This window comes from Mycolicibacterium sp. HS_4_1 (genome assembly GCF_054515875.1).
In genome coordinates this window covers 5,735,520-5,748,745 of record NZ_CM137261.1, presented here as the reverse complement: position 1 = coordinate 5,748,745, position 13,226 = coordinate 5,735,520, and the positions used below count along the sequence as shown (strand labels likewise).

At 67.5% G+C, this 13,226-nt stretch carries 8 protein-coding genes; all 8 read left to right on the top strand.

Translation table 11 applies throughout. The annotated features are described in order from the left end of the window. Positions 1-31: 31 nt before the first annotated feature. The 8 genes from ACX12F_RS27660 to ACX12F_RS27625 all read left to right on the top strand — a co-directional run bounded on the left by ACX12F_RS27660 (position 32) and on the right by ACX12F_RS27625 (position 13,179). Positions 32-922: an alpha/beta hydrolase-fold protein gene (locus ACX12F_RS27660; RefSeq protein ID WP_459370536.1), complete on the top strand. Its 891-nt coding sequence runs from the start codon at positions 32-34 to the stop codon at positions 920-922. A 136-nt stretch (positions 923-1,058) separates the two neighbouring features. Then, positions 1,059-2,075 carry a carboxylesterase Culp6 gene (gene culp6, locus ACX12F_RS27655; protein WP_459367417.1) on the top strand — a complete coding sequence of 339 codons (1,017 nt, stop codon included), beginning with the start codon at positions 1,059-1,061 and terminating at the stop codon, positions 2,073-2,075. 242 nt (positions 2,076-2,317) lie between these two features. Further along, the gene (fadD32, locus tag ACX12F_RS27650) at positions 2,318-4,201 is read left to right on the top strand and encodes a long-chain-fatty-acid--AMP ligase FadD32 (RefSeq protein ID WP_459367416.1); all 1,884 of its coding nucleotides are present in this window, start codon (positions 2,318-2,320) and stop codon (positions 4,199-4,201) included. 56 nt (positions 4,202-4,257) lie between these two features. Then, positions 4,258-9,756 carry a polyketide synthase Pks13 gene (gene pks13, locus ACX12F_RS27645; RefSeq protein WP_459367415.1) on the top strand — a complete coding sequence of 1,833 codons (5,499 nt, stop codon included), beginning with the start codon at positions 4,258-4,260 and terminating at the stop codon, positions 9,754-9,756. 23 nt (positions 9,757-9,779) lie between these two features. After that, entirely contained in the window at positions 9,780-11,345 is a 1,566-nt protein-coding gene (locus ACX12F_RS27640; protein ID WP_459370535.1) for an acyl-CoA carboxylase subunit beta, read from the top strand. Between the two features lie 84 nt (positions 11,346-11,429). Next, complete coding sequence (locus ACX12F_RS27635; RefSeq protein ID WP_459367414.1) at positions 11,430-11,879, top strand: hypothetical protein; 450 nt, start codon at positions 11,430-11,432, stop codon at positions 11,877-11,879. Continuing rightward, positions 11,876-12,298, top strand: a complete 423-nt coding sequence (locus ACX12F_RS27630; RefSeq protein WP_459367413.1) for an RDD family protein — start codon at positions 11,876-11,878, stop codon at positions 12,296-12,298. The genes ACX12F_RS27635 and ACX12F_RS27630 overlap by 4 nt, the downstream gene beginning before the upstream one ends. Then, on the top strand, positions 12,289-13,179 hold the full coding sequence (locus ACX12F_RS27625) for an alpha/beta fold hydrolase (protein WP_459367412.1): 891 nt from the start codon (positions 12,289-12,291) through the stop codon (positions 13,177-13,179). The genes ACX12F_RS27630 and ACX12F_RS27625 overlap by 10 nt, the downstream gene beginning before the upstream one ends. The last annotated feature ends 47 nt before the right edge of the window (positions 13,180-13,226 follow it).

The window sequence follows — 13,226 nt, the reverse complement described above, 5'->3', positions numbered from 1 at the left end:
ACAGGTGAGGTTGGTTATGGGGCTGCACGCAATGCGGGGGATGTTCCGGACGATGGCTGCGAGCGCAGCCGCGGTGGCACTCACCGCGGGCATGCTGACCGGCACCGGAACCGCCCGAGCCGCGGGCGTGGAGACGCTGATGGTGCCTTCGGCTGCGATGGGCCGGGATATCCCGGTGACGTTCTCCGGCGGCGGTCCGCACGCGGTCTATCTCCTCGATGCCTTCAACGCCGGTCCCGATGTGAGCAACTGGGTGACCGCGGGCAATGCCATGGGCACGCTGGCCGGTAAGGGCATCTCCGTGGTGGCCCCGGCCGGTGGCGCGTTCAGCTTCTACACCAACTGGGAGCAGGACGGCAGCAAGCAGTGGGAGACGTTCCTGAGCCAGGAGCTCCCGGACTGGCTGGCGGCCAACAAGGGTCTGGCCCCGAACGGTCACGGCGTCGTCGGCGCGGCCCAGGGTGGCACCGCCGCGCTTGCGCTGGCCGAGTTCCACCCGGACCGCTTCCGCTTCGCGGGCTCGCTGTCGGGGTTCCTGACCCCGTCGTCGACGACGTTCAACGGCGCCATCACCGCCGGGATGCGCGAGTTCGGCGGCGTGGACACCTACGGCATGTGGGGCGCCCCGCAGCTGGGCCGCTGGAAGTGGCACGATCCGGACGTCCACGTGAGCCTGCTGAACCAGAACAACACCCGGATCTGGGTGTTCAGCCCGTCAACGGTCACCTGCAGTGACCCGGCGGCCATGATCGGCTACTGCGACCAGGCTCAGGGCAGCAACCGCGCCTTCTACGCGCACTACCGCAGCGTCGGTGGCCACAACGGGCACTTCGACTTCCCGGACGGTGCGCAGCACGACTGGGGCAGCTGGAGCGGCCAGCTCGGCGCCATGTCGGGCGAATTGGTGAGCGTCATCCGCTAGCCAATTCCATGATTTCGCGCACAGCGCAGCGGCGCTGGCCAGCCGAAAAGCAGTCGGCGTGACCTCCATGTGACGAGCGCTGAGTACATTCGGAACGCAACCGGATCGACTCTGCCCGCAGGAGACTTCACACCATATGGCCACCAACAATCGGCGTCGCCGCCACCGCATCCTTGCCATCGCCGCGGCGGGTGCGGTAGCTCTGCTGGTCATCGTGGTCGCGTTCGCGATCGTGGTGTGGCTGCGTCAGCCCGGCGAGATTCCCGGGCCGACACCGCCGCCCTCCGCGCAGCCGCCGACCTCGGGTCCCACCACGAAGCCGTCCAAGCCACGGTCGGCCTACCAGTCGGCCGACTGCCCCGACGTGCAGTTGATCTCGATCCCGGGTACCTGGGAGTCGTCACGGGCCCTCGACCCGCTGAACCCGACGCCGGCGTTCCCGATAGCGCTGCTGCTGAACGTCAGCAACCCGCTGGGCCAGGATTTCGGTGCCGACAGGCTGGCGCAGTACACGGTGCCCTACACCGCGCAGTTCCATAACCCGCTGGCCGCGGACAACCAGATGTCGTACAACGACAGCCGGGAAGAGGGCAAGAAGAAGGCTGTAGAAGAAATAGCGGCGATCAACGAAAAATGCCCGCTGACGAGCTTCGTGATCGTCGGCTTCTCGCAGGGCGCGGTCATCGCCGGCGACATCGCCAGTGACATCGGCAACGGCCGCGGTCCCATCGACCAGGATCTGGTGCTCGGGGTGACGCTGATCGCCGACGGCCGGCGTCAGCCCGACGTGGGTAAGGATGTCGGCCCGAACCCTCCCGGACAGGGCGCGGAGATCACGCTGCACGAACTGCCGCTCGGGATGCTCGGGCTGAACATGACGGGACCGCGCGTCGGCGGCTTCGGCGCGCTCAACGACCGCGTCAACGAGATCTGCGGAAAGGGTGACCTGATCTGCGCCGCGCCGACCGAGGCGTTCAACGTCGTCAACCTTCCGAACACCCTTGCCACCCTGTCTGGCAGTGCTGCGGGACCGGTGCACGCGCTGTACAACACGCCGCAGTTCTGGAGCCTTGACGGCCAGACCTCCACGCAGTGGACACTGGACTGGGCCAAGCAGCTCGTCGACAACGCGCCGCATCCCAAACACGGCTGACATCCGGCGTTGGCTACTGGCGAGTACGACCCAGCCAATGTTCGGCCCGCCGAAGCGATGGGGCGATTTGGCCTGCGAATACGCGTCACCTAACATTAAGAGATAACTAAGAGCACGGTCGTATTGCTGACGGTGCATCTTGGCGTGGCATATCGCTACTGCCCGGTACCATTTGCCGGGATTTGGCGTGACCGGCCGCACACGACGTGGCCGGCGCGGCAGGCTGTGACAGGAGATTTCTGATGGCGTTCCACAACCCGTTCGTCAAGAACGGGAAGATCACCTTCCCGGACGGTGCCGGCATCGTGAAGCACGTCGAACGTTGGGCGAAGGTCCGCGGCGACCGGCTGGCCTTCCGGTTCCTGGATTACTCGACCGAGCGTGACGGCGAAGCCAAAGACCTGTCGTGGGCCCAGTTCAGTGCCCGCAACCGCGCCGTCGGCGCCCGCCTGCAGCAGGTGACACAGCCGGGCGACCGGGTGGCCATCCTGTGCCCGCAGAACCTCGACTACCTCGTGGCGATGTACGGCGCCATGTACGCCGGCCGCATCGCCGTGCCGCTGTTCGACCCGTCTGAGCCGGGTCACGTCGGCCGCCTGCACGCCGTGCTCGACGACTGCAAGCCGTCGGCCATCCTCACCACCACCGCCGCCGCCGAAGGCGTGCGCAAGTTCTTCCGCAGCCGTCCAGCGAACGAGCGGCCGCGCGTCATCGCGGTCGACGCCGTGCCGGACGAGGTCGGCGTCACCTGGGTGCCGTGCGACGACGTCGACGAGAAAACCGTGGCGTACCTGCAGTACACCTCGGGCTCCACCCGCATCCCGACCGGTGTGCAGATCACGCACCTCAACTTGGCCACCAACGTGGTGCAGGTCGTTGAGGCCCTCGAAGGTGAAGAGGGTGACCGTGGCCTGTCCTGGCTGCCGTTCTTCCATGACATGGGTCTGATCACCGCGCTGCTGGCGCCGATGATCGGGCACAGCTTCACCTTCATGACCCCCGCCGCCTTCGTGCGCCGCCCGGAGCGCTGGATCCGCGAGATGGCGCGCAAGGAAGGCGACACCGGCGGCGTCATCTCGGTGGCCCCGAACTTCGCCTTCGACCACGCCGCGGCGCGCGGGGTTCCCAAAGAACCGATCGACCTGTCGAACGTCAAGGCCGTACTGAACGGCAGCGAGCCGATCTCGGCCGCGACCGTGCGCCGGTTCAACGAGGCATTCGGCCCCTTCGGCTTCCCGTCCAAGGCCATCAAGCCGTCGTACGGTCTGGCCGAGGCCACGCTGTTCGTGTCCACCACGCCGTCGTCCGAAGAGCCGACCATCGTGTCGGTGGATCGCGACGCTCTCAACACCGGCACCTTCGTGGTGGTCCCGGACGACTCGCCGAAGGCAGTGGCCCAGGCCGGCGCCGGCAAGATCGGTGTCGACGAGTGGGCCGTGATCGTGGACGCCGAGACCGCCACCGAGCTGCCCGACGGCCAGATCGGCGAGATCTGGATCAGCGGCGCCAACATGGGCACCGGCTACTGGGGCAAGCCCGAAGAGACCGTGGAGACGTTCCAGAACACCCTCAAGTCGCGCACCAGCCCGTCGCACGCCGAAGGCGCCGCCGACGACGCCACCTGGGTGCGCACCGGCGACTTCGGCGCTTACCACGACGGCGAGCTGTACATCACCGGTCGCGTCAAGGACCTGGTTATCGTCGACGGTCGCAATCACTATCCGCAGGACCTCGAGTACTCGGCGCAGGAGGCCAGCAAGGCCCTGCGCGTCGGGTATGTGGCGGCCTTCTCGGTCCCGGCCAACCAGCTGCCCGACGAGGTCTTCGCCGACGCCCACGTCGGCCTCAAGCGCGATCCCGATGACAGCTCCGAGCAGCTGGTGATCGTCGCCGAGCGTGCGCCGGGCGCCCACAAGCTGGAGACCCAGCCGATCATCGACGACATCCGCGCCGCCATCGCGGTGCGCCACGGTGTCACCGTGCGCGACGTGCTCCTGACCGCGGCCGGCGCCATCCCGCGTACCTCCAGTGGCAAGATCGGCCGCCGCGCCACCCGCCAGGCCTATCTGGACGGCTCGCTGCGCAGCGGCAAGGTGGCCAACGCGTTCCCCGACGATCTGAACTGAACTCCTCTATCCCGGGCCCGAACTACCCCGTCCGGCGGCGAAAGTGAACAGTGAAAATGACTGACACCGAAGACAATTCGAACGAACTCGACACTTCGCCGCAGGAGGGTGACAACGCGCCTGTGTCGCGCGCCAACGGCATGACCGTGCCGGAGGTGCGTGAGTGGCTGCGCAACGCGGTCGCGAAGGCCACCGGCCAGTCGCCGGACACGATCGACGAGAGCATCCCGCTGGTCGAACTCGGCCTGTCCTCGCGCGACGGCGTGGCCATGGCCAGCGATATCGAGGACCTCACCGGGGTGACGCTGAATGCCACGGTGCTGTTCCGGCACCCGACCATCGAGTCACTGGCGCAGGTCATCGTCGAGGGCGAGCCGGAGGAAGATACCGCCGCCGCCAACGCCGAGGACTGGTCCCGCGACGTCGACGAGGACGTGATGAACATCGCGGTGGTCGGTCTGGCCACCCGTTTCCCGGGCGACATGAACACGCCCGACGAGATGTGGCAGGCGCTGTTGGAAGGCCGCGACGCCATCACCGATCTGCCCGAGGGACGGTGGGAAGAGTTCCTGTCCGAACCGCGGATCGCCGAGCGCGTGGCCAAGGCGCGCACCCGTGGTGGATACCTCTCGGACATCAAGGGTTTCGACGCCGAGTTCTTCGCGCTGGCGAAGATGGAAGCCGACAACATCGATCCGCAGCAGCGGATGGCGCTCGAATTGACCTGGGAGGCACTGGAGTTCGCGCGCATCCCGGCGTCGTCGCTGCGCGGCGAGGCGGTCGGCGTCTTCGTCGGCTCCTCGACCAACGATTACAGCTTCCTGTCCGTCTCGGACCCGTCGATCACGCACCCGTACGCCATCACCGGCACCGCGAGTTCCATCATCGCCAACCGCGTTTCGTACTTCTACGACTTCCGCGGGCCGTCGATGACCATCGACACCGCCTGCTCTTCGTCGCTCGTCGCGATGCACGAGGGTGTGAAGGCACTGCGCTCCGGTGAGGCCGACGTGGTGGTGGCCGGTGGCGTCAATGCCCTGGTGACCCCGATGGTGACGGTCGGCTTCGACGAGGTCGGCGGCGTCCTGGCGGCGGACGGCCGCATCAAGTCCTTCAGCTCGGATGCCGACGGTTACGCCCGCTCCGAGGGCGGCGGCATGGTCGTGCTCAAGCGCGTCGCCGACGCCCGCCGCGATGGTGATGAGATTCTCGCCGTCATCGCCGGTTCGGCCATCAACCACGACGGCCGCTCCAACGGCATGCTGGCCCCGAACCCTGACGCGCAGGAAGCGGTGCTGCGCAAGGCCTACAAGGACGCCGGCGTCGACCCGAAGACCGTCGACTACATCGAGGCGCACGGCACCGGCACCATCCTGGGTGACCCCATCGAGGCCGACGCGCTCGGCCGCGTCGTGGGTCGTGGCCGCGCCGCCGACAAGCCCGCGCTGCTCGGTGCGGTGAAATCCAATGTGGGACACCTGGAGTCGGCTGCCGGTGCGGCCAGCGTCGCGAAGATGACACTGGCGCTGTACCACGGCAAGCTGCCGGCCTCGATCAACTACGCGGGTCCCAACCCGTACATCGACTTCGACAAGGAACACCTCAAGGTCAACGCCGAGCTGTCGGACTGGCCGCGCTACAGCGGCCACGCCGTCGCCGGCGTATCCGGTTTCGGTTTCGGTGGTGCCAACGCGCACCTCGTCATGCGTCAGGTGCTGCCCAGCGACCTCGTCGAGCCGGAGCCCAAAGAGGTTGTGGCCGAAGAGAAGCCGGCTTCCGACGCGGGCGCCGTCTACGTCGGCGGCGTCAAGATGGATGAGTACGGCGAGTTCGCCGATGAGCCGCTTGCGCGAAGAGATTCAGACAGTGGCGATGATTCCTTCGATTCTCGCGGTGACGCCGAGTTCTACGGATACGAGACCGACGACGAGCCGGAGCTGCCGGGCCTGACCGAGCGGGCGCTGGAGCTGATCGAAGCCGCGCGCGCTGAGCTGGACGCTGCCGAACCGGTCAAGCGCATTGTGCCGCTTGCGGTTTCGGGCTTCCTGACCTCACGCAAGAAGGCCGCTGCCGCCGAGCTGGCGGACTGGATCGACAGCGAAACGGGCCGGTCCTACTCGCTGGAATCGATCGGTCGTTCGCTGTCCCGGCGTAACCACGGCCGTTCGCGCGCCGTGATTCTCGCGCACGACCACGACGAGGCGGTCAAGGGTCTGCGGGCGCTGGCCGAGGGCAAGCAGAACCCGCTGGTGCTGGCCGCCGACGGCCCGGTCACCAACGGCCCGGTGTGGGTGCTGGCCGGTTTCGGCGCCCAGCACCGCAAGATGGGCAAGAGCCTCTATCTGAATGATCCGATCTTCGCGGAATGGATCAACAAGGTCGACGCCCACATTCAGGATGAGCGCGGCTACTCCGTCGTCGAGTTGATCCTCGATGACGCGATCGACTACACCAACGAGACGTGCGAATACCCCATCGAGGTCGTCCAGACCGTGATCTTCGCGCTGCAGATCGCCCTCGGTGAGCTGCTGAAGGCGCACGGCGCGAAACCCGGTGCGGTGGTTGGTCAGTCGCTCGGTGAAGCGGCCGCGGCCTACTTCTCGGGCGGCCTGTCGCTGGCCGACGCCACCCGCACCATCTGCTCGCGCGCCCACCTCATGGGTGAGGGCGAGGCCATGCTGTTCGGCGAGTACATCCGCCTGATGGCGCTCGTCGAGTACTCGGCCGAGGAGATCAAGACGGTCTTCGCCGACTTCCCGGGCCTCGAGGTGTGTGTCTACGCCGCTCCGACCCAGACCGTCATCGGCGGCCCGCCGGAGCAGGTCGACGCGATCATCGCCCGCGCTGAATCCGAGGGCAAGTTCGCGCGCAAGATGCAGACCAAGGGCGCCAGCCACACGCAGCAGATGGACCCGCTGCTCGGCGAGCTGTCCGCGGAGATCCAGGGCATCGAGCCGCACCCGCTGCAGACGGCCTACTACTCGACGGTGCACGAGGGCCAGCTGATCCGCGCCGGTGCCGACCCGATCCATGACGTCGAGTACTGGAAGAAGGGGCTGCGCCACAGCGTCTACTTCACCCACGGCATCCGGGGCGCCGTCGACAACGGGCACACCACCTTCCTCGAGCTCGCGCCGAACCCGGTGGCGCTCATGCAGGTTGGGCTCACCACTATGTCGGCCGGCCTGCATGACGGTCAGCTGATCCCGACCCTCGCCCGCAAGCAGGACGAGGTCGACTCGATGACCAATGCCATGGCCCAGCTGTTCGTGCATGGCCATGACCTGGACTTCCGGACGATGTTCTCGCCGGCCGCGGACCCGGCCGTCGACTACGCGCCGATCCCGCCGACCCGCTTCAAGCGCAAGCCGCACTGGCTGGACGCGCACTTCACCGCCGACAGCTCGGCCATCGAGCCGGGTAGCCACGTCGCCACCCCGGACGGCCGCCACGTGTGGGAGTACGCCCCGCGCGGCGAGGTCGACGCCGCGGCGCTGGGCAAGCTGGTGAAAGCCGCTGCCGCACAGGTGCTTCCGGATGCCACGCTGACCGCCTACGAGCAGCGCGCCATCCCCGGTGCGGGTGCCCGCCTGGTTACCACGCTGACCCGGCACCCCGGTGGCGGCACGGTGCAGGTGCACGCCCGCATGGGCGAGTCGTTCACCTTGGTCTACGACGCGATTGTGAGCCGTGGTGGTGACGGCGCGGCCCTGCCCGTCGCCGTCGGAGGCGGCAATCTGACCGGGGCCATGGGTGTCGGTGGACTTCCGGCCGCGGTCGGCGCGTCGGTGGCCGAAAGCGGCTTGACCGCAACGGAGCCCGCCGCCGAAGACGATGCGGCCATCCTGCAGGACAACCTGACCGCTGGTGCAGGCCTGGCCGCCAACTTCGCGAAGTGGTCGCCGGAATCCGGTGAGACCATCGCCGACCGGCTGGGTGCCATCGTCGGTGGCGCCATGGGCTACGAGCCCGAGGACCTGCCGTGGGAGGTGCCGCTGATCGAGCTGGGTCTGGACTCGCTCATGGCGGTCCGGATCAAGAACCGGGTCGAGTACGACTTCGACCTGCCGCCGATCCAGCTGACCGCGGTGCGCGACGCCAACCTGTACGCGGTGCAGAAGCTGATCGAGTACGCGATCGAGCACCGCGACGAGGTCGGCCAGCTGGCCGAGGCGCAGAAGGGGCAGACCGCCGAGGAGATCGCGGCCGCGCAGGCCGAATTGATGGGCGGCGCAACCACTGTCGCCGAGCTGGAGGCGAAGCTGGCCGAGGCCGGGCATCCGCTGGCCGACAAGGCGGAGGAGACGCCTGCCGCTGAGATCGCTACGGATGCGGCTGCGGCGCAGGGCATCCCGGCTCCTCCGACTAACCCGGCCGGCCCGGCCGTCCCGCCGCCGCCGACCAACCCCGCCGGACCGAGCCAGGCCACCGCGGCCGCAGCTGCGGCCAAGGTTCTCACGCAGGAGGCGGTCACCGAGGCGTTGGGCGCTGACGTGCCCCCACGCGACGCGGCCGAGCGCGTTACCTTCGCGACGTGGGCGATCGTGACCGGCAAGTCGCCCGGCGGCATCTTCAACGAGCTGCCCGCCGTCGACGACGCGACCGCGACCAAGCTGTCCGAGCGGCTCTCCGAGCGCGCCGAGGGCATCGTCACGGTCGAGCAGGTGCGGTCGGCCAAGACCATCGAAGCGCTGTCGACCATCGTGCGTGATCAGCTCGAAGAAGGTGTGGTCGACGGGTTCGTCCGCACGCTGCGTCCCGCTAAGGAAGGCGGCCCGCAGGTTCCGCTGTTCGTCTTCCACCCCGCCGGTGGCTCGACGGTGGTGTACGAGCCGCTGTTGAAGCGCCTGCCGGAGGACATCCCGGTCTATGGCATCGAACGGGTCGAGGGTTCGATCGAAGAGCGCGCCGCCGAGTACGTGCCGAAGCTGCTGGCGATGCACAAGGGTCCGTTCATCCTGGCCGGTTGGTCGCTGGGTGGGGCCCTGGCCTACGCGTGTGCCATCGGGCTCAAGCAGGCCGGCGCCGATGTCCGGTATGTCGGATTGATCGACTGCGTGCGGCCCGGTGTGCCGATCGACAAGACGCAGGCCGGCATGCGGGCCCGCTGGGACCGCTACGCCCGCTTCGCCGAGCGCACCTTCAACGTCGAGGTTCCGGAGATTCCGTACGAGGAACTGGAGAAGCTCGACGACGAGGGCCAGGTGAAGTTCGTACTGGACATCGTCGCCCAGAGCGGCGTGCAGATTCCGGGCGGCATCATCGAGCATCAGCGGACGTCGTATCTCGACAACCGCGCGCTGGACACCATCGAGATCCAGCCGTACGACGGCCACGTCGTGCTCTACATGGCGGACCGCTACCACGACGACGCCATCGTGTTCGAGCCCGCGTACGCCACCCGTCAGCCAGACGGTGGTTGGGGCGAGTTCGCTCCCGACTTGGAGGTCGTGCATATTGGCGGCGAGCACATCCAGGCCATCGATGAGCCGTACATCGCCAAGGTGGGCGCGCATATGAGCCAAGCCATCAACCAGATCCAGGCCGGCAAGTAGGTAGTAGGAGAATCGTGACTGAAGTGACCGAAACGCGCAGCCCTGCCACCACGGCTGAGAAGCTCGCCGAACTTCGCGAAAAGCTTGCGCGCGCAGCCGATCCCGGTGACGAGAAGGCCAAGGCGCGCCGCGACAAGAAGGGCATTCCTTCGGCCCGCGCGCGCATCCACGCGCTCGTCGACCCGGGCAGCTTCTTCGAGATCGGCGCGCTGTGCAAGACGCCCGGCGACCCGAACGCGTTGTACGGCGACGGTGTGGTGACCGGCCACGCCACCATCGACGGTCGTCCGGTGGCGGTGTTCAGCCACGACCAGACGGTGTTCCAGGGTTCGGTCGGCGAGATGTTCGGCCGCAAGGTCGCGAAGCTGATGGAGTGGGTGGCCATGGTCGGCTGCCCGATCATCGGTATCAACGACTCGGCCGGCGCCCGCATCCAGGACGCCGTGACCTCGCTGGCGTGGTACGCCGAGCTGGGCCGCCGGCACGAGATGCTCCGCGGCACGGTGCCGGAGATCTCGATCATCCTCGGTAAGTGTGCCGGCGGTGCGGTGTATTCGCCGATCCAGACCGACCTGCTCGTGGCGGTGCGCGACCAGGGCTACATGTTCATCACGGGCCCCGACGTCATCAAGGACGTCACCGGCGAGGATGTGACCTTCGATGAGCTCGGTGGCGCGGACGTCCAGGCTCAGCGCGGCAACATCCACAAGGTCGTCGAGGACGAAGCGGCCGCCTTCCAGTACGTCCGTGACTACCTGAGCTTCCTGCCCGCCAACACGTGGGACGACCCGCCGATCGTCAACCCGGGCCTGGAGCCCGAGCTGACGCCGAGTGACTTCGAGCTGGACAAGATCGTGCCGGACGCCGACAACGCCGGCTACGACATGCACGACATCCTGCTGCGCATGTTCGATGACGGCGATATCTTCGAGATCGCCGAACAGCGCTCTCCTGAGATGATCACGGCGTTCGCGCGGGTCGACGGCCGGCCGGTCGGCGTCATCGCCAACCAGCCGCTGTTCATGGCGGGCGCGATCGGCAACGAAGCCTCCGACAAGGCTGCCGGGTTTATCCGGTTCTGCGACTCCTTCAACCTGCCTTTGGTTTTCGTCGTCGACACCCCCGGCGCACTGCCGGGCGTCGCCGAGGAGACAGGCGGCATCATCAAGCGCGGTGGCCGCTTCTTCAACGCCATCGTGGAGGCCGACGTGCCGAAGGTGACGTTCGTGATCCGCAAGGCCTACGGCGGTGGCTACGCCGTCATGGGCTCCAAGCAGCTCTCGGCCGACCTGAACTTCGCCTGGCCCACGGCGCGTATCGCGGTGATCGGCGCCCAGGGTGCGGCGCAGCTGCTGGTGAAGCGCTTCCCCGATCCGACGGCGCCCGAGGTGCAGAAGATCAAGGCCGACTTCATCGAGGGCTACAACGCCAACATGGCGATCCCGTGGACGGCGGCCGAGCGTGGCTACATCGACGCGGTGATCCAGCCGCACGAGTCCCGCCTGCTGCTGCGTAAGTCGCTGAAGTTGTTGCGCGACAAGCAGAAGCACGATCGCATCGCCCGCAAGCACGGCCTGACCCCGCTGTAATTCTTCGCGAGTCGACGCAGATGTCCCCCGACACAACGTGTTTGGGGGACATCTGCGTCTTTTGGCAAGAGCGGGTGACGCGCGGTGACTGAACCGGCCGCGTCGCCGCCGAATCCCGCGGTGCTGCTCGCCGCCGGGGTGGCGGCGACAGCCGTCGGTGGTGCCGTGGCTGTCTACCGCGGTGTGGAACGGCTACCAGTCGTCGGAAATCTGTTGCGCCGCACTCGATTCGACATGATGGAGCGTGGGGAGCGGGCGTTGGGACCCATCAAGGCGTTGATCGCCGACGTCGCCGGGCAGGTCGTCGAGCTAGTTCTCGACGAACTCGATCTCAACGAATTGGTGCGTCAACGAGTCGATTTGATCGGGCTGGCCAACGAGGTGATCGACGGCATCGACTTGGAGGCTGTCATCCGGCAATCCACCGACTCGATGACCGCCGAGGTGATGTCCGACGTCCGCAGTCAGGGAGAGCGGGCCGACGACGCGATCTCGGGATTCGTCGACCGCCTGCTGGGACGGGACCGCGCATGACGGATCGCAGTGCCGGGATCGTCAGCCGCGGTGCGGCTGCCGTCGTGGATTTCCTGGTGGTCGGCGCACTGCTGGGACTGCTCTACGGTGGATTGCGGCTGGCCGAGTTCATGTTCCGTCCCATCATGTTCCACGTGCCGACGCTGTCGTTCGTCTACTCGACCGCGGCGACAGGCGTCGTTTCGGTGCTGTACCTGACGGCCTGTTGGGCCGTGTCTGGTAGCACGGTGGGTTCGGTCGTGATGGGGTTGCGGGTCACCGGCCTGCGCCGCGAGCGACTGTCGCCGGTACGGGCCTGCCTACGGGCCGTGGCCTGCGTACTGTTTCCGGTAGGGCTGCTGTGGGTCGTCATCGATGCGCGACGACGATCGTTGCAGGACATCATATTTCGAACCAAGGTGGTTTACGCATGGCACTGACGGATCCGGGTACCGAATCCGGAGTGCATCCGCCTGTCCCGGACGCGACGCGCCGGGCGTTCTGGTGGCTGGAGCGCTTCGCGCCGGCGATCGGTGCCCGTTGGGCCACCGAACTGTGGTGCACGGTGCCGGATGTCGACCTGAGCACAAAGATGCCGCCGGGGCTGCCGGACAGCACGCCCGTCGAGGCGTCGTGGGACGGCCACCGGCTCGCCGGGCAATCCTGGGGTTCGGGCCCGCTGGTGTACCTGGTGCACGGGTGGGGTGGGTGCCGGGCGCACATGGCCGTTTTCGTCAAACCTCTTGTCGCGGCCGGATATCGGGTAATTGCCTTCGACCTGCCGAGTCACAACGACTCCGAGCCGGGCGCACTCGCGCCGGGACGCAGCACCATAGTCGAGTGCGCGGAAGCGGTGCGGGCTGTCATCGCCGAGCACGGTCCGGCGCACGCGGTCATCGGACATTCGCTGGGCGCCAAGGCGGTCGCACTGGCGGTCGCGCGGGGCGCGGCGGCCGGCAAGTTGGTCTTTCTCGCGCCGATGGGCGAATTCTCCTGGTACCTGGATGTTTTCGCCGAGCGTCACAATTTCGGGCGGCGCATCCGGGACCGGCTGCACCGGCGGCTGGACAAACGGATCGGCATGCCGCTGCTGGACACCGACATCGCCAGGCTGGCGGTTCACGCCGGCGACCGGCCGCTCCTGGTGATTCACGATCCGGACGATCCCGACGCGCTCTACTCCGAAAGCGAAGAAATCGTGCAGGTCTGGCCGGATGCCCGGCTCGAGACCACCAAGGGCCTGGGCCGGCTCGCGCACTACCGGATTCTGCGGCACCGCCCGGCCATCGTCGCCGGCGTCGAGTTCATCAGAGCGCCCTAGGGCGCTGCTGAATTTGCGGACCCTGATGTTCGCGCGGCGGATGCGAA